This is a genomic window from Pseudomonas sp. zfem005 (assembly GCF_032621735.1).
GTDB classification, from domain to species: Bacteria; Pseudomonadota; Gammaproteobacteria; order Pseudomonadales; family Pseudomonadaceae; genus Metapseudomonas; species Metapseudomonas solani.
Genome location: NZ_JAVYJE010000001.1, coordinates 254899 through 275080, shown reverse-complemented (window position 1 = coordinate 275080; position 20182 = coordinate 254899). Strand labels below are relative to the sequence as shown.

22 protein-coding genes are annotated in these 20182 nt (G+C 66.6%); 13 read left to right on the top strand and 9 right to left on the bottom strand.

The window, feature by feature from the left end; translation table 11 throughout:
- Window positions 1-2 precede the first annotated feature (2 nt).
- Complete coding sequence (locus RTW82_RS01255) at window positions 3-605, bottom strand: LemA family protein (RefSeq protein WP_021218393.1); 603 nt, start codon at window positions 603-605, stop codon at window positions 3-5.
- 165 nt (window positions 606-770) lie between these two features.
- On the opposite strand from RTW82_RS01255, the gene RTW82_RS01250 reads away from it, so the two are divergent.
- Window positions 771-1157: an MAPEG family protein gene (locus tag RTW82_RS01250; protein ID WP_021218394.1), complete on the top strand. Its 387-nt coding sequence runs from the start codon at window positions 771-773 to the stop codon at window positions 1155-1157.
- A gap of 14 nt (window positions 1158-1171) precedes the next feature.
- Here the strand turns inward: RTW82_RS01250 and RTW82_RS01245 are convergent, their stop codons facing one another.
- On the bottom strand, window positions 1172-1558 hold the full coding sequence (locus tag RTW82_RS01245) for a DUF1090 domain-containing protein (RefSeq protein WP_316924027.1): 387 nt from the start codon (window positions 1556-1558) through the stop codon (window positions 1172-1174).
- A 174-nt stretch (window positions 1559-1732) separates the two neighbouring features.
- Here RTW82_RS01245 and RTW82_RS01240 point away from each other — a divergent pair, with 174 nt between their 5' ends.
- On the top strand, window positions 1733-2182 hold the full coding sequence (locus tag RTW82_RS01240; RefSeq protein ID WP_316924026.1) for a cytochrome c: 450 nt from the start codon (window positions 1733-1735) through the stop codon (window positions 2180-2182).
- On the opposite strand, the gene ligB is transcribed toward RTW82_RS01240, so the two are convergent.
- Together ligB and RTW82_RS01230 are read right to left on the bottom strand one after the other, a co-directional pair.
- Entirely contained in the window at window positions 2176-3870 is a 1695-nt protein-coding gene (gene ligB / locus RTW82_RS01235; protein ID WP_410478739.1) for an NAD-dependent DNA ligase LigB, read from the bottom strand. The two genes, RTW82_RS01240 and ligB, sit on opposite strands and share 7 nt — an antisense overlap.
- A gap of 297 nt (window positions 3871-4167) precedes the next feature.
- Window positions 4168-4431, bottom strand: coding sequence for a hypothetical protein (locus tag RTW82_RS01230; RefSeq protein WP_021218398.1), 264 nt, complete (start codon window positions 4429-4431; stop codon window positions 4168-4170).
- A gap of 239 nt (window positions 4432-4670) precedes the next feature.
- On the opposite strand from RTW82_RS01230, the gene RTW82_RS01225 reads away from it, so the two are divergent.
- Entirely contained in the window at window positions 4671-4889 is a 219-nt protein-coding gene (locus tag RTW82_RS01225; protein WP_043240802.1) for a hypothetical protein, read from the top strand.
- 68 nt (window positions 4890-4957) lie between these two features.
- Here RTW82_RS01225 and metK read toward each other — a convergent pair whose 3' ends face one another.
- The 3 genes from metK to RTW82_RS01210 all read right to left on the bottom strand — a co-directional run bounded on the left by metK (window position 4958) and on the right by RTW82_RS01210 (window position 8123).
- Window positions 4958-6148 carry a methionine adenosyltransferase gene (gene metK / locus RTW82_RS01220; protein ID WP_316924025.1) on the bottom strand — a complete coding sequence of 397 codons (1191 nt, stop codon included), beginning with the start codon at window positions 6146-6148 and terminating at the stop codon, window positions 4958-4960.
- Between the two features lie 12 nt (window positions 6149-6160).
- Window positions 6161-7165, bottom strand: coding sequence for an ArsR/SmtB family transcription factor (locus RTW82_RS01215; RefSeq protein ID WP_184488438.1), 1005 nt, complete (start codon window positions 7163-7165; stop codon window positions 6161-6163).
- A 76-nt stretch (window positions 7166-7241) separates the two neighbouring features.
- Window positions 7242-8123 (bottom strand): LysR family transcriptional regulator, encoded by an 882-nt coding sequence (locus RTW82_RS01210; protein ID WP_316924024.1) that lies wholly within the window; start codon window positions 8121-8123, stop codon window positions 7242-7244.
- Window positions 8124-8229: 106 nt separating this feature from the next.
- On the opposite strand from RTW82_RS01210, the gene RTW82_RS01205 reads away from it, so the two are divergent.
- The 7 genes from RTW82_RS01205 (at window position 8230) to fba (ending at window position 15657) form a co-directional block, all read left to right on the top strand.
- Window positions 8230-9363 (top strand): TDT family transporter, encoded by a 1134-nt coding sequence (locus tag RTW82_RS01205; RefSeq protein WP_316924023.1) that lies wholly within the window; start codon window positions 8230-8232, stop codon window positions 9361-9363.
- Between the two features lie 113 nt (window positions 9364-9476).
- Window positions 9477-11474: a transketolase gene (gene tkt / locus RTW82_RS01200; RefSeq protein WP_316924022.1), complete on the top strand. Its 1998-nt coding sequence runs from the start codon at window positions 9477-9479 to the stop codon at window positions 11472-11474.
- A 93-nt stretch (window positions 11475-11567) separates the two neighbouring features.
- Complete coding sequence (epd, locus tag RTW82_RS01195; protein ID WP_021222610.1) at window positions 11568-12635, top strand: erythrose-4-phosphate dehydrogenase; 1068 nt, start codon at window positions 11568-11570, stop codon at window positions 12633-12635.
- A 5-nt stretch (window positions 12636-12640) separates the two neighbouring features.
- Window positions 12641-13804 carry a phosphoglycerate kinase gene (locus tag RTW82_RS01190; RefSeq protein ID WP_316924021.1) on the top strand — a complete coding sequence of 388 codons (1164 nt, stop codon included), beginning with the start codon at window positions 12641-12643 and terminating at the stop codon, window positions 13802-13804.
- Window positions 13805-13884: 80 nt separating this feature from the next.
- The gene (locus tag RTW82_RS01185; RefSeq protein ID WP_021222608.1) at window positions 13885-14082 is read left to right on the top strand and encodes a hypothetical protein; all 198 of its coding nucleotides are present in this window, start codon (window positions 13885-13887) and stop codon (window positions 14080-14082) included.
- Window positions 14083-14124: 42 nt separating this feature from the next.
- The gene (locus RTW82_RS01180) at window positions 14125-14442 is read left to right on the top strand and encodes an MliC family protein (protein WP_184488443.1); all 318 of its coding nucleotides are present in this window, start codon (window positions 14125-14127) and stop codon (window positions 14440-14442) included.
- 150 nt (window positions 14443-14592) lie between these two features.
- On the top strand, window positions 14593-15657 hold the full coding sequence (gene fba / locus RTW82_RS01175; protein WP_021222606.1) for a class II fructose-bisphosphate aldolase: 1065 nt from the start codon (window positions 14593-14595) through the stop codon (window positions 15655-15657).
- An 82-nt stretch (window positions 15658-15739) separates the two neighbouring features.
- On the opposite strand, the gene RTW82_RS01170 is transcribed toward fba, so the two are convergent.
- On the bottom strand, window positions 15740-16426 hold the full coding sequence (locus tag RTW82_RS01170; RefSeq protein ID WP_316924020.1) for a polysaccharide lyase family 7 protein: 687 nt from the start codon (window positions 16424-16426) through the stop codon (window positions 15740-15742).
- A gap of 508 nt (window positions 16427-16934) precedes the next feature.
- Here RTW82_RS01170 and RTW82_RS01165 point away from each other — a divergent pair.
- Entirely contained in the window at window positions 16935-17435 is a 501-nt protein-coding gene (locus RTW82_RS01165; RefSeq protein ID WP_316924019.1) for a M48 family metallopeptidase, read from the top strand.
- A gap of 246 nt (window positions 17436-17681) precedes the next feature.
- Window positions 17682-18434: a transporter substrate-binding domain-containing protein gene (locus tag RTW82_RS01160; RefSeq protein WP_316924018.1), complete on the top strand. Its 753-nt coding sequence runs from the start codon at window positions 17682-17684 to the stop codon at window positions 18432-18434.
- A gap of 6 nt (window positions 18435-18440) precedes the next feature.
- On the opposite strand, the gene RTW82_RS01155 is transcribed toward RTW82_RS01160, so the two are convergent.
- On the bottom strand, window positions 18441-18689 hold the full coding sequence (locus tag RTW82_RS01155) for a DUF1652 domain-containing protein (RefSeq protein ID WP_021222602.1): 249 nt from the start codon (window positions 18687-18689) through the stop codon (window positions 18441-18443).
- Window positions 18690-18827: 138 nt separating this feature from the next.
- On the opposite strand from RTW82_RS01155, the gene RTW82_RS01150 reads away from it, so the two are divergent.
- A complete protein-coding gene (locus tag RTW82_RS01150) occupies window positions 18828-19724 on the top strand; it encodes an HDOD domain-containing protein (protein WP_316924017.1) in 897 nt (298 codons plus the stop codon).
- The last annotated feature ends 458 nt before the right edge of the window (window positions 19725-20182 follow it).

Below are 20182 nucleotides of genomic sequence, written 5' to 3'. Positions count from 1 at the left end.
GGTCAGCCTTCCCGGTGCGGAGCGGTGTTGAAGTCCACCTTGGGTGCCACCGACACCTCGGCCTCGTTGGCGACGCTGAAGTTGGCCTTGGGTTGGTAACCGAAGGCCATGGCGGTGAGATTGCCGGGGAACTGGCGGACCAGCACGTTATAGGCCTGCACGGCCTTGACGTAGCGCGAGCGCGCCACGGTGATGCGGTTCTCGGTGCCTTCGAGTTGCGCCAGCAGGTCCTGGAACAGGCTGTCCGCCTTCAGCTGCGGGTAGTTCTCGCTGACCGCCAGCAGGCGCGACAGCGCGGAACTGAGCTGGCCCTGGGCGTTCTGGAAGTTCTTCACCGCCTGCTCGTCCGTGAGCTGGCCGGCATCGAGCCGAACGCTACCGACCTGGGCCCGGGCCTCGGCCACCTGGGCGAGCACGGCCTGTTCGTGGGCGGCGTAGCCCTTCACCGTGCTGACCAGGTTGGGGATCAGGTCGGCGCGGCGCTGGTACTGGTTGACCACCTCGGACCAGTCGGCCTTGACCTGTTCGTCGGCACTTTGCATGGCGTTGTAGCCGCAGCCGCTGAGCAGCAGGGCGGTGAGCAGGAGGATGGCAAGGCGGGGCATGGGCTTTTCTCGTCCTTGAAAAAGGGGTGATTAGAACAGGCGACCTCGTCGACGGACAGTCGTGGCCATTGGCCGATGTGCCGATCGGCACGTTTTCATCGGCCATGGACGACGAACGGTACCTGGCGCAGCCTCGGGGCTTTCCCTGTCCCCTTGGAGCCTTCAATGACCCTAGCCTACTGGTGCGTGCTGGTCGCGCTGTTTCTGCCCTACCTGTCCACTGCCGCGGCGAAGTTCACCGGAGGGGATTTCGGCCCCCGGCAGAACCATGACCCGCGCACCTTCCTCGCGGGCCTGGAGGGCTGGCGCAAGCGCGCCAACAACGCCCAGCTGAATGCCTTCGAAGTCACCCCGGCATTCGGCATCGCCGTGGTCATCGGCCACCTCGCCGGCGGCGCCGAGCAAGGCACCCTGGACACCCTGGCCATGGCCTTCGTCGCCAGTCGCATCGCTTATTTTGTCTGCTACCTGGCCGACTGGGCGGCACTGCGCTCGCTGGTCTGGTTCGCCGGCATGGGGCTGATCGCCAGCTTCTTCTTCGTCTCCGCCTGAGGCGGGTGCCGGGGTCAGCGCTGCAGTTCCGCCTCGGCGGCGCTGAGTTCCCGGCGCGCTTCGGCCAGCTTGGCCTCGCGCTTGGCGATCTTCCCGGCATCGCCCTTGGCCTGGGCTTCGCGCAGGTCGGCTTCGCGCTCCTGCACCTCGGCGCGGCGCTTGGCGATGTCGTCCTCGCGCTGCTGGCGCAGGCCGGCGTCCGTGCAGTGGGCCTTCACTTCGTCCAGGGCTTTCTGCAGGCCGGCGACCTGTGCATCGTTGCCGTGGGCGCGGGCCTGTTCGATGCGTGATTCGATGGCCTGGCGCTTGGCCGCGCAGCCGGTGAGTGGGCTTTCTGCGGCAGCGGCGGTGCCTGCCAGCGCGAGGCCGGCAGCGAGTAGCAGCAGGGTGGGCAGGTGCATGGGATCGCCTCGCTCGGGTGGTTTCGGTTGGCTGTCATTGTGGCTGCGGATGGGCGCTCGCGCCCGGCTTATCGGCCTTGCAATGATCTGCGACAAACTGTCGCCACCCTTGGTATTTGCCAGGCATCTACCGATACTGTGCGCCCCGCCCGCCGTAGTACCCCGTGATCCACCATGAAAAGAACGACTGTCCTGATCCTGCTATCCGCCTGCCTGACGCTCGCCGCTTGCGGCGGTGTCGACCCCAATTCGCCCCTGGGCAAGCGCCAGGCGATCTTCAAGCAGATGCTGCACACCAGCGAGGACCTCGGCGGCATGCTGCGTGGCCGCGTCGAGTTCAACGAGCAGAAGTTCGCCGAGAACGCGGTGAAGCTCGACCAGCTGTCCCATGAGCCCTGGCAGCACTTCCCCAAGGTGCGTGACGAAGGCGACAGCGACGCCCGTGACGACGTCTGGCAGCGCCAGGAGCGCTTCCAGAGCCTGGCCCGCGAACTGGAGGCCGCTACCGGCCAGCTGGCTGCCGCCACGACGAAGCGCCCCCTGGCCCCGGACGCCATGGCACCGTTGGTGCAGAAGGCCGAGGACGCCTGCGAGGCGTGCCACAAGGAATTCCGCGCCTACTGAGGCGGAGCGAAGCCCTCGACGCCCGCCGCTGCCAGGCGCTCGCGCAGGGCCTGCACCTCCGGGTGGCGGAAGAAGGCCTCCAGCTGCTGTGCGCGGGCCGGTCCCAGGCCCGGGGTGGCTTGCCACTCGGCCTGGGTGCGGCGCGCCAATCGCTCCCAGCCACCCTCCAGGCGTGCATCGCCGCTGGGGGGCAGGCCCAACGCCTTGAGCCAGCGCTGGAAACCCTGGCGTTTCGCCGTGGCGCTCGCCTGGCTGAAGCGCGAGGCGTTGCGCTGGGCAAACCCGGGGATGCCCTGCAACTCCTCTTCCTCCAGTTCCAGCCAATCCAGCAGGCCTTCCAGCTTGCCGGCTGTCAGCAGACGCTCCCAGGTTCCCGGGCCGACGCCGCGCATGGCCAGGCCGCCGCGGCCGGACAGCCATTCCAGCCGGGCGAGGAATTGCGCCTGGCAACCCGGTGTCGGCCGCCAGCAGCTGAGTGCGTGCAGGGCCGTCTGGTCCGGCACCTCCAGCGCCACGCGTTCGCTGGCGCGCAGCACCACCGACTCCAGGCGTGGAATGGTCAGCCCGGCCAGGGCGATGGCGACCTGGTCGCCGGGGCGGATATCCAGTTCACGCCAATGCTCCAGTGAACCCAGGCTGACGCGCTGGATGCGCCGATCATCCAGGGTCACCGCTGACAGCAGCAGGCGTGGGGTAACGCGGCCGGTGCGGCCGACGAGGAACTCCACCCGCCGCACCTCGGCCAGGGCCTGGGCGAAGGGGTATTTCCAGGCGATGGCCCAGTGCGGAGGTCGCGCCTGCCAGGTGTGTGCGGCAGGCGCCACGCCCTGGCGGATCACCACGCCGTCGCTGGCGAAGGGCAGGGCGCTGCGGTACCAGCGTTCGCGCCATTGGGCCACCTGCTCGGCGTCCCGTACCGGCAGGGTGTGGCGCTGGGTATCGGTGAAGCCCAAGCGCGCCAGGCCGTCCAGGCGCTGCAGCATGCCCTCCGGCCCACCGGGCCAGTCCCAGATGAACAGGCCGATGCCCCGGGCCTCCTCCGCGCCCAGGTTGTGCCTGGCCATGAGCCCCGCAACCGTGCCGCGTGCGCCTCGGCTGCCGGCCTGGGCCTGGATGTGCCCGGGGAGCTGCCAGTAGAGCTCGCCTTGCAACAACAGGTCGCTGGAGGTGGCGAGGCGCTCGGGAATGGCGGGGATGCGCCGGGCGTTGGCGGTCCAGTCCTCGCCGCGCTCGCCGTCGCCCCGGCTGATGGCCTGCTGCAGGCGCCCGGCCCGGTAGACCAGGGTGACCGCCACGCCGTCCACCTTGGGCTGCACCCACAGGTCGTTGCGGGTGCGCATCCAGTCCTGCAGGGCTTTGGCATCTGCAAGCTTGTCGAGGCCGGTCTGGGCCACGGGGTGTAGGTGCTTGCCGTCGACGGAGCTCAGGGGCTGCGTGTCTTCCACGACGGCAGCGGGGAAGCACTGGCGCAGTTCGGCGAAGCGCGCACGCACCTGGTCGTAGATTTCGTCGGGGATGGGTGACAGGCGGTCGCGGTGGTAGCTGTGTTCCCAGCCGGTCAATTGTTTGTGCAGGGCAAGCAGTTCGCGCTCGGCGCGGGCATCGCTCCAGACTGGGCAATCAGCGAGGGCGAAGACGGGCAGGCAAAGGATCAGGGTGAGCAGGCGGGTGGGCAGGGGAGTGGGCATGTGGGCCTCCGTGCGGGTGGGACGGGCTCCATGCCCGAAAGGAGGTAGCAGAACATCCTTGGCGGCTTCGCTTTGGGCAAGTGCCTGGGCGGCAGGCGGGGGTGTGTTGAGCCACGGAAGGCGGCAGGGCGCCTGGATGGGAACAAAACTGGCGGGACTGGAGCCGGCTACCGTGATGGGCGGCGGCATAGGGCGGGGCGCTAAAGCGGCGGATCCGAGCGGTGGGCGTTGCGTCGGGGAAGGTGGGCGTGGGGCGCTGGCTGACAGGAAGGGCCGACTCGCGCCGGCCCCCGCGACTCAGCCTTTCTGGGCTTCGTCGAGTTTCTCGCAGCCTTCGGACAGTTGCTTCTCGGCCTTGTCGGCCACCGAGCCGAGCAGGCTGGAACCCAGGCCGCTTTGTTCTTTCTTGGCCTCATCCAGCTTGGCCTGTGCTTCCGCGCTCTTTTCCTCGCAGCCCTTGCTGAGCTTGTCGCCCAGGGGGTTGCCCAGGTCGACGGCCTGCGCCTGGGCGGCGAACAGGGCTGCGAACAGGGCGGCGGGAAGAATGGACGTGATGCGCATGGGTATCTCCTTGGGCTCCAGCGCCAATGCTTGCTCGCCCCGGGCGCTTGAGTCATCCGTGAGGGAGGGGCGAGAGGGCGCGGATTCTAGCAACAGAGCAGCGAAATGAAAGCTGCATTGCTTCACGGCTCTGGGTGCAGATGGGGTCGAAGGTGAGTGAAACCCTGGATTGAAGTCCGGGCTACGCAGACAGGGCGCGCGCTGGTAGGATCGCCGCTCTTTCTCACAGGGAGTGGCAAATGGCTACGGTAGGCTTTTTCATCGCGTTGGCGGGTTGGATCTGGTCAGTGGCGCGCGGCATCCAGGTTTCCATGCTGTGCGCAGTCTTCAACTTCATCTTCCCGCCGATCTCGCAGGTCATCTTCGCGGCCAACGAGCCGGTGCAGCGTTCTCCGCTGCTGGTCCTGGCAGCCGGCCTGGGTCTCATGTACCTCGGGGGCGGCCTGAAGATTTCCTGATTTTCGCCAGTGCCGGTACAGCAAAGAAAAAGCCCCGCAAATGCGGGGCTTTTTCATGTCGCGAAGCCTTACAGGCCGGCGGCGGCACGCAGGGCGTCGACCTTGTCGGTCTTCTCCCAGGTGAAGGTGCTGAAGCTGTCGTTGCCGACGGTCTTCTGCTCCGGGGTGCGGCCGAAGTGGCCGTAGGCCGCGGTTTCGCGGTACATCGGATGCAGCAGGTCGAGCATCTTGGTGATGGCGTAGGGACGCAGGTCGAACACTTCGCGCACCAGCTGGATGATCTTCTCTTCGGCGATCTTGTGGGTGCCGAAGGTGTTGATCGAGATGGAGGTGGGCAGTGCCACGCCGATGGCGTAGGAGACCTGGATCTCGCAGCGCTCGGCCAGGCCGGCGGCGACGATGTTCTTGGCCACGTAGCGACCGGCGTAGGCAGCGGAACGGTCGACCTTGGACGGGTCCTTGCCGGAGAAGGCGCCGCCACCGTGACGGGCCATGCCGCCGTAGGAGTCGACGATGATCTTGCGACCGGTCAGGCCGCAGTCGCCCACCGGGCCGCCGATCACGAAGTTGCCGGTCGGGTTGATGTGGAACTGGGTGTCCTTGTGCAGCAGCTCGGCGGGCAGGGCGTGCTTGATGATCAGCTCCATTACCGCTTCGCGCAGGTCGGCCAGCGAGACTTCCGGGTTGTGCTGGGTGGACAGCACCACGGCGTCGATGCCGACCACTTTGCCGTTCTCGTACTGGCAGGTGACCTGGGACTTGGCGTCCGGACGCAGCCACGGCAGCAGGCCGGACTTGCGGGCTTCGGCCTGGCGCTCGACCAGGGCGTGGGAGAAGCGGATCGGGGCCGGCATCAGCACGTCGGTTTCGTTGCTGGCGTAGCCGAACATCAGGCCCTGGTCACCGGCGCCCTGGTCTTCCGGCTTGGCGCGGTCGACGCCCTGGTTGATGTCCGGGGACTGCTTGCCAATGATGTTCATCACACCGCAGGTGGCGCCGTCGAAGCCGACGTCGGAGCTGGTGTAGCCGATGTCGCAGATGACGTCGCGGACGATCTGCTCGAGGTCGACCCAGGCGCTGGTGGTGACTTCACCGGCGACGATGGCAACACCGGTCTTGACCAGGGTTTCCACAGCCACGCGGGCGTGCTTGTCCTGCTCGATGATGGCGTCGAGGACGGCATCGGAAATCTGGTCGGCAATCTTGTCCGGATGGCCTTCAGAGACGGATTCGGAGGTAAAGAGGGAGTATTCGCTCATCTAACGGTTCCTTTAATACCGGTGGGTGAGGTCGCTTCTCGAAGCCGGCTTGGCGAAGTGCCGCACCTGAATCTGAAAGCCGTTTCTTAAACCAATGTAGAGGCTCTCGCCGGGCGTCAGCCCCGCGGCGCCGGCCCACTGGGCCAGGTCGTCCTGTTCGAAGCCGAGCCAGAGATCGCCGCAGGCCTCCCTGGCCCAGCTCTGGTTGTGGCTGCACAACTCGGTGATCAGCAGGCTGCCCCCCGGAAGGAGGTGGTGAGCCAGCTGCTTCAGGGCCTCGGCCGGGGCGGCGAAATGGTGCAGGACCATGTTCAGCACCACGCAGTCGGCGGCCTCGTGTTCGTCATCCAGGGCGTCGGCGAGCTTGAGCTCGACGTTGCCCAATCCTTCGGTGGCGCAACGGCTGCGCGCCAGTTCCAGCATCGCCGGGCTGTTGTCCAGCGCGGTGACGCGGGCAAAGCGTCGGGCCAGGTCGGGGAGGAAGCCCCCGTCGCCCGGACCCACTTCCAGGGCACAGGCGCTGGCCGGCAGGTTCAGTGCATCCAGCAGGGCCAGCACGCTGTCGCGGTACTGCGGCAGGCCGGCGATCAGGTCCTGCTGGGCCTGGAACTTCTCCGCCGAGCGGGCGAAGAACTCGCGGCTCACCGCCTCGCGCTGGGCATGCACCTCGGCGATCCGCGCCAGTACGTCCAGTGGCAGCTGCAGGCTGTCCACCTCGTCCAGCAGCGCCCCGTGCAGGGTGCCGCCGAAGCGCTCGCCCCGGGCGATGGCGCGGCGGTAGAAGATTGCGTTGCCTTCGCGGCGCGTGGCCACCAGCCCTGCCTGGGACAGCACCTTGAGGTGATGGCTCATGCCGGACTGACCGGTGGCGAAGATCTGCGCCAGCTCCAGCACCCCGAACGAGTCGTTGGCCAGGGCGCGCAGCACGTTCAGGCGCAGGGGGTCGCCCCCGGCCTTGCACAGTGCAGCCAGCTCATCGCAGTCGTCGTGGCGGATCTGGGGTACGCGCAGGTTCATAGGGAGCGCAGTCTAGTCCCCGCTCCAATCGCTCGCAACGGCAATATCAAAAAGTTTTGATATTGCCGATAGGTGGTTATTTTTTGTCCAGGATCGCCGCCAGGAACGCCGCTGGTGCGGGGCTCAGGGTGCGGGTCGGGTGCCACAGCAGGTGCAGTTCGCGCTCGATGCGCAGGTCTTCCACCTCAAGGGCGACCAGGCGGCCGGCGGCGAGGTCGTCGTCGATCACCCGCTGGGACAGCCAGGCGATGCCCTGGCCGTCGCGCACCAGGCGCTTCAGCGCTTCGGTGCTGGCGATGGCCATGCGCGCCCGCACCTCCAGGCCCTGGTGGGCATAGGCCTGCTCGATGCTGGCGCGGGTGCCCGAGCCCTCCTCGCGCAGGTACAACGCCTGGCTGGCCAGCTCCGTCGCAGCCAGGCGCCCCTGGCCCGCCAGGGCATGGGTGGGGCTGCAGACCGGGAGCAGGCGATCGCGTTCCAGCAGCCGGAAAGCATGGGTGGTGCGATCGAAGTCGCCCTCGACGAAGCCCAGGGCGATGCGCTCGTCGGCCAGCGCCTGGGTGATCTCGCGGGTGTTGCTGACCTGCAGATCCACGCGGATTTCCGGGTGCCGGGCATGGAAGCGGGCGATCAGGTCGGGCAACAGATAGCTGCCCAGGGTGGCGCTGGCGCCCAGGCGCAGTTCGCCGTCGTCGAGGCCGGCGAAGCTGCGCAGGTCCGCCTCGGCGGCCTGTTCCAGGGCGAAGATGCGTTGCGCATAGTGGTGCAGGCGCAGGCCGCCTTCGGTCAGGGTCACGCCGCGGGGCTGGCGGTCGAAGAGGGTGATCCCGAGGCGGGCTTCCAGTTCACGCACTTCACGGGTGACCGCCGGCTGGCTGATGTGCAGGCGCTCGGCACCGCCGCTGATGCTGCCGCTCTCGGCCACGGCGAGGAAAACCTTGAGGTGATGGAGATTCATAAATAAAAGGCATGCCGTGTATATCAAGTATGTATTTTTCGTATAGCACATGGCGGATCTACTGTGCAGTCATCGTCTGCAACGGGACTACCCGACCGGAGCCACCATGCCTCGCCCAATGACCCGCCTCACCGACCCTCGCGCCTTGGTGCGCCATTTCATCCCCGGCTGGTTCGCCGTGACCATGGGCACCGGTGTGCTGGCCCTGGTGCTGGGCACGCTGCCCTGGCAGGTGCCGCTGCTGCACCGCCTCGGCGAGGCGCTGTGGCTGTTCAATGGCCTGCTGTTCGCCACCTGTGCCGGGCTGTTCCTGGCGCGCCTGCTGCTGCACCCGGATACCATCGAGCCGATGCTGGCGCACCCGGTGCAATCGATGTTCCTCGGCGCCATCCCCATGGGCCTGGCCACCCTGGTCAACGGCCTGGTGCTCTATGGTGGCCCGCACTGGGGCGCCACCGCCTATGCCGTGGCCCATGGCCTCTGGTGGCTGGACGTGGCCCTGGCCCTGGGCGCGGCGCTGCTGGTGCCCTACCTGATGTTCACCCGCCAGGAGCATGCGCTGGAGAAGCTCACCGCCGTCTGGCTGCTGCCCATCGTCGCGCCCGAAGTGGCCGCCGCCAGCGCTGGCGTCATCGCCCCGCACCTGGATGCCGCCGACGCGCGCCTGCTGCTGGTGATGGGCTACCTGCTGTGGGGCCTGTCGATGGCCCTGGCCTTCTCGCTGATCACCCTGGTGCTGCTGCGCCTGGCCCTGCACAAGCTGCCGGATACCGATTTCGCCGCCACCAGCTGGCTGCCTTTGGGCCCCCTGGCCACCGGCTGCCTGGGGCTGCTGGCGCTAGGGCATGCAGCGCCGGACGCACTCGCCGGTTCGCCCCTGCAGGGCCTGGCTGTGCTGCTGCCGGGCATCGGCCTGGTGGGCGGGCTGGCGCTCTGGGGCGCGGGGTTCTGGTGGTGGGTGACGGCCTGCCTGTTCACCCGCCGCTACATCCGCCAGCGCATGGCCTTCAACCTGGGCTGGTGGGGCTTTACCTTCCCGCTGGGGGTGTTCGCCCTGGCCACCTTCGAGTTGCAGCGGCAGACCGGCTTGGTGTTCTTTGGCGCCGTCGGCGCCCTGCTGGCGCTGCAGCTGGCCGCCGTCTGGCTGCTGGTGATGCGTCGCACCCTGGCCGGTGCCTGGCATGGCGAGCTGTTCCGCGCGCCCTGCCTGTGCCCGCTGACGGGCCCGGCGCGGGGCTGAAAGGACAAGGAGGCGCATCTTCGACCATCTGTCATTGCCCGATGCCTGCCCGCTGGGCGAAAATAGCCGCCTTTTTTCGTTCAGCGTCTTTTCAGACCCGCAGGAGATCAGCGATGCCCAGCCGTCGTGAGCGTGCCAATGCCATTCGTGCCCTCAGCATGGATGCGGTGCAGAAAGCCAACAGCGGCCACCCCGGCGCCCCCATGGGCATGGCCGATATCGCCGAAGTGCTGTGGCGGGATTACCTGCAGCACAACCCGAACAACCCGCAGTGGGCCGACCGCGACCGTTTCGTGCTGTCCAACGGCCACGGCTCGATGCTGATCTACTCGCTGCTGCACCTCAGCGGCTATGACGTCACCGTCGACGACCTGAAGAACTTCCGCCAGTTGCACAGCCGTACCCCGGGCCACCCGGAATACGGCTACACCGCCGGCGTCGAGACCACCACCGGCCCGCTGGGCCAGGGCATCGCCAACGCCGTGGGCTTCGCCCTCGCCGAGAAGGTGCTGGGTGCGCAGTTCAACCGCGAAGGCCACGAGATCGTCAACCACTTCACCTACGCCTTCCTCGGCGACGGCTGCATGATGGAAGGCATCTCCCACGAGGTCTGCTCCCTGGCCGGCACCCTGGGCCTGGGCAAGCTGATCGCCTTCTACGACGACAACGGCATCTCCATCGATGGCGAAGTCCATGGCTGGTTCACCGACGACACCCCGAAGCGCTTCGAAGCCTACGGCTGGCAGGTGATCCGCAATGTCGACGGCCATGACGCCGACGAGATCCGCACCGCCATCGAGACCGCTCGCAAGAGCGCGCAGCCGACCCTGATCTGCTGCAAGACCATCATCGGCTTCGGCTCGCCCAACAAGCAGGGCAAGGAAGAGTGCCACGGCGCTGCCCTGGGCAACGACGAGATCGCCCTGACCCGCGCCAACCTGGGCTGGAACCACGCGCCCTTCGAAATCCCGGCCGACATCTACGCCGAGTGGAGCGCCAAGGAAGCCGGCGCCGCCCGTGAAGCCGCCTGGAACGAGCGCTTCGCCGCCTACGCCGCCGCCCACCCCGAGCTGGCCGCTGAATTCCAGCGCCGCGTGAAGGGCGAGCTGCCCGCCGACTTCGCCACCCAGGCTGCCGCCTACATCGCCGATGTCGCCGCCAAGGGCGAGACCATCGCCAGCCGCAAGGCCAGCCAGAACGCCCTGAACGCCTTCGGCCCGCTGCTGCCCGAGTTCCTCGGCGGCTCCGCCGACCTGGCCGGCTCCAACCTGACCCTGTGGAAAGGCTGCAAGGGCGTTTCCGCCGAAGACGCCGCCGGCAACTACATGTTCTACGGCGTGCGCGAGTTCGGCATGAGCGCCATCATGAACGGCGTCGCCCTGCACGGCGGTTTCATCCCCTACGGCGCGACCTTCCTGATCTTCATGGAATACGCCCGCAACGCCGTGCGCATGTCCGCCCTGATGAAGCAGCGCGTGCTCTACGTCTTCACCCACGACTCCATCGGCCTGGGCGAAGACGGCCCGACCCACCAGCCGATCGAGCAGCTGACCAGCCTGCGCAGCACCCCGAACCTGGACACCTGGCGCCCCGCCGACGCGGTGGAATCCGCCGTGGCCTGGAAGGCGGCCATCGAGCGCAAGGACGGCCCGAGCGCGCTGATCTTTTCCCGCCAGAACCTGCCTCACCAGGCACGCGATGCGGCCCAGCTGGCCAACGTCGCCCGTGGCGGCTACGTGCTCAAGGACTGCGACGGCGAGCCGGAGCTGATCCTCATCGCCACCGGTTCGGAAGTCGGCCTGGCCGTGCAGGCCTTCGACCAACTGACCGCCGCTGGCCGCAAGGTCCGCGTCGTCTCCATGCCGTCCACCAGCCTGTTCGACCAGCAGGACGCCGCCTACAAGCAGTCCGTGCTGCCGCTGGAAGTCGGTGCGCGCATCGCCATCGAAGCCGCCCACGCCGACTACTGGTACAAGTACGTGGGCCTGGAAGGCCGCGTGATCGGCATGACCAGCTTCGGCGAATCCGCCCCGGCCCCGGCCCTGTTCGAGCACTTCGGCTTCACCGTCGAGAACGTCGTCGCCACTGCTGAAGAACTGTTGGAGGACTGAGCCGGAAGCCGAGAGCCGGAAGCTGGAAGCTGGAGTGCCCCGTGTGCTCTTCTTCCGGCTTCAAGCTTCCGGCTTCAAGCTCTTCGCGATCAGATGCCCAGCACTCCCTTCCGCGTTGCCCTGAACGGCTACGGTCGTATCGGTCGTTGCGTCCTGCGTGCCCTGCATGAGCGCGGCGGGCGTGATGGCTTCGAGATCGTCGCCCTCAATGACCTGGCCGATCAGGCCAGCATCGAGTACCTGACGCGCTTCGACTCCACCCACGGCCGCTTCCCAGGTGACGTGAAGGTCGATGGCGACTGCCTGCACATCAACGGCGACTGCGTGAAGGTGCTGCGCAACCCATCGCCCGAGGGGATCGACTGGGCGGCGCTGGGCGTCGACCTGGTGCTCGAGTGCTCCGGCCAGTACACCAACCGTGCCCAGGCCGAGCGCTTCCTGCGGGCCGGCGCGCCCCGGGTGCTGTTCTCCCAGCCCATGGCCAGCGAGGCGGATATCGACGCCACCATCGTCTATGGCGTCAACCAGGACAGCCTGGTCGGCACCGAGACCCTGGTCTCCAACGCCTCCTGCACCACCAACTGCGGTGTGCCCCTGCTGAAACTTCTCGATGAGTCGGTGGGTCTGGAGTACGTCTCCATCACCACCATTCACTCCGCGATGAACGACCAGCCCGTAATCGACGCCTATCACCACGAAGACCTGCGCCGCACGCGTTCGGCCTTCCAGTCGGTGATTCCGGTCTCCACCGGCCTGGCCCGGGGTATCGAGCGCCTGTTGCCGGAACTGACCGGGCGCATCCAGGCCAAGGCCATCCGCGTGCCGACGGTGAACGTGTCCTGCCTCGACATCACCCTGCAGACCGCGCGGGACACCAGTGCCGCCGAGATCAACCGCGTGCTGCGCGAGGCTGCCGAAAGCGGCCCGCTCAAGGGCTTGCTGGCCTACACCGAGCTGCCCCACGCCAGCTGTGATTTCAACCACGACCCCCATTCCGCCATCGTCGACGGCAGCCAGACCCGCGTGTCCGGCCCGCGCCTGGTCAACCTGCTGGCCTGGTTCGACAACGAATGGGGCTTCGCCAACCGCATGCTCGACACCGCAGGCCACTATCTGCGGGTTTCCGCTGCTTCCACAACATCCAGCCCCGTGAAGGACTGACCCCCATGACCGTGTTGAAAATGACCGACCTCGACCTCCAGGGTAAGCGCGTACTGATTCGCGAAGACCTCAACGTCCCGGTGAAGGACGGTGTCGTGAAGAGCGATGCGCGCATCCTCGCCTCCCTGCCGACCATCAAGCTGGCACTGGAGAAGGGCGCGGCGGTAATGGTCTGCTCGCACCTGGGTCGTCCCACCGAAGGTGAATTCTCCGCAGAGAACAGCCTCGCGCCGGTGGCCGAGTACCTGGCCAAGGCCCTGGGCCGTGACGTGCCCCTGGTGGCCGACTACCTGGACGGCGTCGATGTCGCCCCCGGCCAGGTGGTGCTGTTCGAGAACGTGCGCTTCAACAAGGGCGAGAAGAAGAACGCCGACGAGCTGGCGCAGAAGTACGCCGCCCTGTGCGACGTCTTCGTGATGGACGCCTTCGGCACCGCCCACCGCGCCGAGGGCTCGACCCACGGCGTGGCCAAGTTCGCCAAGGTCGCCGCTGCCGGCCCGCTGCTGGCCGCCGAACTGGAAGCCCTGGGCCTGGCCCTGGGCAACCCGGCCCGCCCGATGGCGGCCATCGTCGCCGGCTCCAAGGTTTCCACCAAGCTCGACGTGCTCAACTCGCTGAGCCAGATCTGCGACCAGCTGATCGTCGGTGGCGGCATCGCCAACACCTTCCTCGCCGCTGCCGGCTACAAGGTGGGCAAGTCCCTGCACGAAGCCGACCTGCTGGAAACCGCCCGCGCCATCGCCGCCAAGGTCAGCGTGCCGCTGCCGGTTGACGTGGTGGTGGCCAAGGAATTCGCCGAAACCGCCGAAGCCACCGTCAAGGCCATCGCCGACGTCGCCGACGACGACATGATCCTCGACATCGGCCCGCAGACCGCCGCCCAGTTCGCCGAGCTGCTGAAGTCGTCGAAGACCATCCTCTGGAACGGCCCGGTGGGCGTGTTCGAATTCGACCAGTTCGGCAACGGCACCCAGGTACTGGCCCAGGCCATCGCCGAGAGCCCGGCCTTCTCCATCGCTGGCGGTGGCGACACCCTGGCCGCCATCGACAAGTACGGCGTGGGCGAGCGCATCTCCTATATTTCCACTGGCGGTGGTGCGTTCCTCGAGTTCGTCGAGGGCAAGGTGCTGCCGGCCGTTGAAGTGCTGGAGCAACGCGCCAAGGCCTGAACCAGGGCCTGAAATAGCGGCTAAACCATGGCGGTGGCTCGTGGTCCCTTGAACAGGACCCGAGAAAAGGAGTTGCCGCCATGCGTACCAACCTGATCCTGCTGTCGTTGTTCGCGATGCTCGCCGGCTGTGCGGGCGGTGCTTCCGCGCCGTCCACCTGCGAGGTGATGAGCCCGCCCCAGGTCATCCTGCCGCAATCCCAGGACGACCAGCGTGTGGAGGCCCAGAGCAGCGGTGACCCCACCGTCAACGGCAGCCAGGAGCAGCACTGTCCATGACCCATTGCGGGTTAACGGCCTTCTGGCCAAGGGAGTGAAAGGATGAAAGGCATGTTCGCCCTCGCGGCGCTGTTGGCGCTGGGCGGCTGTGCGGGCGCCCAGGCGCCGGCCGACGAGTGGACCCGCTGGGTCTGCGACAGCCAGGCCGAGGTGCTGTGGCGCTTCGCCGATGCCAACCAGGAGCAGGTGGACCTGCGCCTGGGCGGTGGCGATATCGTCTACCGCCTGACCCGAGAACCTTCGGGGTCCGGCGTGCTCTATAGCGACAGCCGCCTGGCCTTCCACACCAAGGGTGACGAAGGGCTGGTCTACTGGGTCGCCACCGATGACCTGATCGGCCGCGGCTGCAAGGCGCCCTGAATCGGCGCCGATGATTTCACCGGGCCGGCTTCAGCGCCGGCCGGTTTTTACGGGAGGACGTTCGCCGTCCTTCATGGAACTTGAACATGGCCTGCCCCTGCGGCAGGCTTCGCATTTCGAATGCCCACCCACTCGGGAGACTGAAACACCATGGCACTCATCAGCATGCGCCAGATGCTGGACCACGCCGCCGAATTCGGCTACGGCGTCCCGGCCTTCAACGTCAACAACCTGGAACAGATGCGCGCCATCATGGAAGCGGCCGACAAGACCGATTCCCCGGTGATCGTCCAGGCCTCCGCCGGTGCCCGCAAATACGCCGGCGCGCCCTTCCTGCGCCACCTGATCCTCGCAGCCATCGAAGAATTCCCGCACATCCCGGTGTGCATGCACCAGGACCACGGCACCAGCCCGGACGTGTGCCAGCGCTCCATCCAACTGGGCTTTTCCTCGGTGATGATGGACGGCTCCCTGCGTGAAGACGGCAAGACCCCGGCCGACTACGACTACAACGTCCGCGTGACTCAGCAGACCGTAGCCTTCGCCCACGCCTGCGGCGTGTCCGTGGAAGGCGAACTGGGTTGCCTGGGCAGCCTGGAAACCGGCATGGCCGGCGAAGAAGACGGCGTCGGCGCCGAGGGCGTGCTGGATCACAGCCAGCTGCTGACCGATCCGGAAGAGGCTGCGGACTTCGTCAAGAAGACCCAGGTCGATGCCCTGGCCATCGCCATCGGCACCAGCCACGGCGCCTACAAGTTCACCAAGCCGCCGACCGGCGACGTGCTCTCCATCGAGCGCATCAAGGAAATCCACAAGCGCATCCCCAACACCCACCTGGTGATGCACGGCTCCTCTTCGGTGCCGCAAGAGTGGCTGAAGGTGATCAACGAGTTCGGCGGCGACATCAAGGAAACCTACGGCGTGCCGGTCGAGGAAATCGTCGAAGGCATCAAGCACGGCGTGCGCAAGGTCAACATCGACACCGACCTGCGCCTGGCTTCCACCGGTGCTATCCGCCGCATGATGGCCGAGCAGCCGAGCGAGTTCGACCCGCGCAAGTTCTTCGCCAAGACCATCGTCGCCATGCGTGACATCTGCATCGCCCGCTACGAAGCCTTCGGCACCGCCGGTAACGCCTCGAAGATCAAGCCGATCTCCCTGGAAGGCATGTACCAGCGCTACGCCAAGGGTGAGCTGACCGCCAAGGTCAACTGAGTCTTCCCTTCGCTGTAAACGGAAAGCCCCGCATTCGCGGGGCTTTCTGCTTTTCGGGGCCTGGAACCCACATGCTGTTTCCTTACTGGGCGGTGGTCGCCAGGGCCCGGTGTTCGAGCTTCAGGTTGTAGAAGGTGGCGCTGCCGGCTTCGCTGGCGTCGCCGACGTTGTCCTGGGCATAGACCCCGGCCTTGAAGTACAGCGGCTTGGGCGCCCAGCTGGAAGCCAGTTGCTGGGTGAACAGGGTGCTGTTGACCAGGATGCTCAACTGCCCGGTGGGCGACATGTTGATGACGTAGGTGAAGCGCTGGTTGAGCTTCACGCCGCTGAGCAGGGTGACCACCGCACCGGCTTCGTCAGTGGGGGTGTTGCGCACCTTGGCGACGATGTTGCCGGTGCCGGTCTTGGTCTTGAACTGGTACTCCAGCTTGAGCAGCGGGCTGGTGCTGCCGAAGGCGTGGATCTGGCCGATGACGATCTTGCCCGTGGACGGGACCTGGCCGACCGCCAGGTTGGCGCTCATGTAGTTGTCGGCGGCGCCATAGGTCCAGTTGCGCAGCTTGCCGTCGGCGTAGGTCTCGCGCAGCTCGCTGCGTGGGTAGACGGCGTTGGCGGTGGCGCTGCCGTTCACCGGGGTCCAGAAGAACAGGGTGCCGTTGGCCGCCTTGAAGTAGTTGTCCTGATAGCCACCCATCAGGGCGGGGGTTTCGATGGTCACCGAAGGGCTACCGACGGGGATGGTGAGGTTCCAGGTTCCGAGATCGATCATTTTGACTGAGTTCTCTAAGAGAACTTTCAGTCGGGTGCTATCTCATCCACGAGACGTAATCACTTACTGCGGCATCCGGCCAACTGCACACGAACTAAAAGTGAAAGCTAGGGAGTGGCAGGGGGCTGCCGTGTCGTCCGAAGGCATTTACGCCGTCTCGCGGAACGCTTTATAGGGTTGTGCAAGCCCCTTGTTAATCACCGATCGTCGCCGTCGGGCCTGTCAAAAAGCCGTCTGGAACGGGCTTTGCCATCAAGGTGCAATCGCAAAAACTAACCGGATGGTTCATGTCCGGAATGCCGCCCTCAGGTGGAATGCGGCTTGCGCCGAATCATTGGCGTCATTTTTCCGTAAGCGCAGCGGTAGCCCCGTTTCGCTGGGGGCGGGCAGGTGCTTCGAGGGCATCCGATGAACGGTCGAGAGGCCGCTGCCGCTTCGCTGACAGGCTGCGTCGCTTAGTGTCACCGGCGGTAGAATGTCGGCTCTCTTTCTGCCGCTTCGATCTGCCATGAACCCGCTTCGCTACATCCAGTCCTACCCCGCCCATCTGCAGGACCAGGTGCGCCTGATGGTCGAGCAGCGCCGCCTGGGCGACTACCTCGCCAAGCGCTACCCGGAGCGGCATGAGGTGCAGAGCGACAAGGCGCTCTACGGCTACACCAATGCCCTGCGCCAGGAGCACCTGCGCAACGCGCCGGCCATCGACAAGGTGATCTATGACAACAAGCTGGATGTCGTGCAGAAGGCCCTCGGGCTGCACACCGCGATCTCCCGCGTGCAAGGCGGCAAGCTCAAGGCGAAGAAGGAGATCCGCGTGGCCTCGTTGTTCAAGGAGGCGGCGCCCGAGTTCCTGCGGATGATCGTGGTGCACGAGCTGGCGCACCTGCGCGAGCGCGACCACAACAAGGCCTTCTACCAGCTGTGTGAGCACATGCTGCCGGGTTACCACCAGTTGGAGTTCGATCTGCGGCTCTACCTGATCTGGCGCGAGCTGGGCGAGGGGAATTGAGAGAGTAAGGAGGGAGGGGGTCATGCCCAACCCCAGCTGTGGAGGGCTGCAGGATAAGCGCAGTCCTGAGGCGGGCATGACGGGACCGACTATAGCCCCGGCTCCAGGGTGCATCTGTAGGCGGTGTCCCAAAGGCCCTGGCGAATGCTCCGGTCGGCCCTCCGCAGCCCCGCTTTGCCGGCTCACCTGGCGCAGAAAAAGCCTGCTAGGCTCAAGCCCCATTCCTGTCGTCGAGTATTCGCGGGCATGAGCCGCTACCTACGGATGCTGTGTCCAGTGCTGCTGTGCCTGGTGGTCGTGCCGTTCGCGTCGGCCCGCGAATGGCTGGCCGTGGGAGCCGAGTTCCCGCGCCTGTTCGGGCAGACCCAGGACGGCCGTTTCATCGGCCTCGGCCCTGATGTCCTGCGCGAGGTGGCGCAGCGCATGGGCGACTCGGTGCGCTTCGAGGTCTACCCCTGGGCGCGGGCGCAGAAGATGGTGGCGCAGGGGCGCGCGGACATCCTGATCGGCCCCTACCGCACGCCGGAGCGCGAGCAGCGTTTCCTCTTCAGCCAGCACGCCTTCTATCGCGATCGCATCGTGTTCTATGCCCGTGATGGCGTGGATGTCGATTGGAAGGGGGACTACGCCACGCTGGCCGGCCGGCGTGTCGGCATCATCCGTGGCTGGACCTACGGCCCCCACTTCGACGAAGGCCGCGAGGCGATGGACCTGCACAGCATCGAGAGCGTCGACAACGCCCTGCGCATGCTGGTGCTGGGGCGCATCGACCTGCTGGCCAGCAACGAGCGCAACACCCGACCGCGCATCGAAGCCCTGGAGCGCGGCACCGTGCACCAGTTGCTCCCGATCATCGACATCCAGGATGGCTACTTCGCCTTCCCCAGGACCGAGGACCACGCGGCCTTGCGTGCCGACTTCGACCGCGCCTTCGCCAGCCTGATCAGCGACGGCCGGCTGGATGAGATGGCGACCCGGCACGGCGTCACCATCCCCTGAGGCGGTTCAGGGGTGGGTGCGGATGAACTGCTCGTCGATATCGCGTTTCAGGCGTTGCACCAGGTGCAGCGCCTCGGCCTTGCCGCAGGTGGCGGAGAAGGGGATGCCGGCGGTCTCGAGGATGGTCTTGCGGGTGCGTTGGTCGTAGATCAGCACGTGCAGGCTGCGGTCGCTGTCCATGTGGCCGGAAAAGCCAAGGGGAAGTAGCTGCGTGCGCATGAAGTTCAGGGTCTTGGACAGTCGTTCGGTTTCCACGGAAGGGCCTCTGCGCATCGGAATGGGGAGCGGGATGGTGTTCGCCACTAGAGTGGAGCCTGGCGGCCCGGGTTCGGTTCCCGCGCGCGCATGTCGCTCGTCGGCAGAGCGTCGCGGCACTGTTTGCCGACCTTGGCGATGGCTACACTGGCACAAGGCCATATGGGGACTGTCGTGAGTACTGAAGAGTCGGGTTATTCGATCTATAGGCGTCTGGTTTCACAGTTGATGAGCGGTGAAGAACAGCTCCCCAGCCTCCCCATGATCACCCTGGAAATTCGCCGCGTGCTGGCCAATCCGGATGCCAGCACCGCTACCCTGGCGCGGGTCATCAACAAGGACCCCGCCCTCAGCGCCACCCTGGTCAAGCACGCGGCGAGCACGCGCCTGCGCACCGCGCCGCCGCCCAAGACCCTGGACGATGTGATCCGCACCCTTGGCATGTTGGAGGTGGACCGCATCACCATGGTCCACAGCATCAAGAGCCTGTTCACCCTGCACAGCGCCGCGCACAAGAAGCTCTTCGTCGACACCTGGGGCCGCCTGGCCCGGCGCGGCAGCATCAGCGCCGTGCTGGCGCGGCTGATCGGCCACGCCTCGTCCGACCATGTGCTGCTGGCCAGCGTGCTCAGCGACATCGGCGCCCTAGCCATCCTCTCGGCGTTCAAGGATGCCCAGCAGATCCCATCCCCCGAGCTCTACACCCGCCTGTGCCGGGAATACGGCAAATCCCTCGGGGTGATCGTGCTGAAGAAGTGGTCGGTGGATGAAAGCTACATCTCCGTGGTGCGCAACCTGGGCGCCTGGGACGAGTCCTCCGGCCCGGGCGTTGAACTGGCCGACCTGATCAACCTTGGCCTGTTCCACGCCCTGCGTGATGCCGGCCCTACCGCTCTGCTGCCACCGCTGGTGGATCTTGTCGCCTATCGTAAGTTGCAGGCCCCCCTGAATGCCCTGGACCCCAGCGGCAATGGCCTGGCCCTCGTGGCCAGCCAGCGCGCCGAGATCCAGCGGGTGGAGTCGCTGCTTCAGTAGTCGCACCGTTCTGGTGCAATGCCTTCCCGTCGCAGGGCCGCTGCGGGGTTCCGCTGGCCGGAGTGCCTCGCCATGCGTCGCGCAGCGCCCCGGGGTGCTGCCGGCGACAAAGGGGTAACCCCCAGGTTCGGCTTTTGCATGGGGCTTGTTTTCGGCCCCCTTGGCCGATCCGGGTCCAATGAGGTGTCGTCATGACAGCATTACTCACGCCGGGCGTGCGTCTGCTCGAAGGGTTCAGCTTCGCGCGGAAATTCCAGCTGCTCTTCCTTTTGTTCATCCTGCCCCTGGGCTATGCCCTGTGGGTGATCACCACCTCCTACCTGGACCGCCTCGGCCTGGTGGACGGCGAGCTCAGTGGCATGCGGGTGATCGCCACGCTGGCCGATGCCCAGCACGAGGTGGGCACCCAGCGTCTGCTGCTGGCCCGCTGGAAGGGCACCGAGGATGCCGCCAAGTCC

What these genes read in the sequence shown, in the direction of transcription:
- RTW82_RS01255 (WP_021218393.1), bottom strand. Translation starts at nt 605, where the DNA reads ATGCCCCGCCTTGCCATCCTCCTGCTCACCGCCCTGCTGCTCAGCGGC.
- RTW82_RS01250 (WP_021218394.1), top strand. Translation starts at nt 771, where the DNA reads ATGACCCTAGCCTACTGGTGCGTGCTGGTCGCGCTGTTTCTGCCCTAC.
- RTW82_RS01245 (WP_316924027.1), bottom strand. Translation starts at nt 1,558, where the DNA reads ATGCACCTGCCCACCCTGCTGCTACTCGCTGCCGGCCTCGCGCTGGCA.
- RTW82_RS01240 (WP_316924026.1), top strand. Translation starts at nt 1,733, where the DNA reads ATGAAAAGAACGACTGTCCTGATCCTGCTATCCGCCTGCCTGACGCTC.
- ligB (WP_410478739.1), bottom strand. Translation starts at nt 3,870, where the DNA reads ATGCCCACTCCCCTGCCCACCCGCCTGCTCACCCTGATCCTTTGCCTG.
- RTW82_RS01230 (WP_021218398.1), bottom strand. Translation starts at nt 4,431, where the DNA reads ATGCGCATCACGTCCATTCTTCCCGCCGCCCTGTTCGCAGCCCTGTTC.
- RTW82_RS01225 (WP_043240802.1), top strand. Translation starts at nt 4,671, where the DNA reads ATGGCTACGGTAGGCTTTTTCATCGCGTTGGCGGGTTGGATCTGGTCA.
- metK (WP_316924025.1), bottom strand. Translation starts at nt 6,148, where the DNA reads ATGAGCGAATACTCCCTCTTTACCTCCGAATCCGTCTCTGAAGGCCAT.
- RTW82_RS01215 (WP_184488438.1), bottom strand. Translation starts at nt 7,165, where the DNA reads ATGAACCTGCGCGTACCCCAGATCCGCCACGACGACTGCGATGAGCTG.
- RTW82_RS01210 (WP_316924024.1), bottom strand. Translation starts at nt 8,123, where the DNA reads ATGAATCTCCATCACCTCAAGGTTTTCCTCGCCGTGGCCGAGAGCGGC.
- RTW82_RS01205 (WP_316924023.1), top strand. Translation starts at nt 8,230, where the DNA reads ATGCCTCGCCCAATGACCCGCCTCACCGACCCTCGCGCCTTGGTGCGC.
- tkt (WP_316924022.1), top strand. Translation starts at nt 9,477, where the DNA reads ATGCCCAGCCGTCGTGAGCGTGCCAATGCCATTCGTGCCCTCAGCATG.
- epd (WP_021222610.1), top strand. Translation starts at nt 11,568, where the DNA reads ATGCCCAGCACTCCCTTCCGCGTTGCCCTGAACGGCTACGGTCGTATC.
- RTW82_RS01190 (WP_316924021.1), top strand. Translation starts at nt 12,641, where the DNA reads ATGACCGTGTTGAAAATGACCGACCTCGACCTCCAGGGTAAGCGCGTA.
- RTW82_RS01185 (WP_021222608.1), top strand. Translation starts at nt 13,885, where the DNA reads ATGCGTACCAACCTGATCCTGCTGTCGTTGTTCGCGATGCTCGCCGGC.
- RTW82_RS01180 (WP_184488443.1), top strand. Translation starts at nt 14,125, where the DNA reads ATGAAAGGCATGTTCGCCCTCGCGGCGCTGTTGGCGCTGGGCGGCTGT.
- fba (WP_021222606.1), top strand. Translation starts at nt 14,593, where the DNA reads ATGGCACTCATCAGCATGCGCCAGATGCTGGACCACGCCGCCGAATTC.
- RTW82_RS01170 (WP_316924020.1), bottom strand. Translation starts at nt 16,426, where the DNA reads ATGATCGATCTCGGAACCTGGAACCTCACCATCCCCGTCGGTAGCCCT.
- RTW82_RS01165 (WP_316924019.1), top strand. Translation starts at nt 16,935, where the DNA reads ATGAACCCGCTTCGCTACATCCAGTCCTACCCCGCCCATCTGCAGGAC.
- RTW82_RS01160 (WP_316924018.1), top strand. Translation starts at nt 17,682, where the DNA reads ATGAGCCGCTACCTACGGATGCTGTGTCCAGTGCTGCTGTGCCTGGTG.
- RTW82_RS01150 (WP_316924017.1), top strand. Translation starts at nt 18,828, where the DNA reads ATGGCTACACTGGCACAAGGCCATATGGGGACTGTCGTGAGTACTGAA.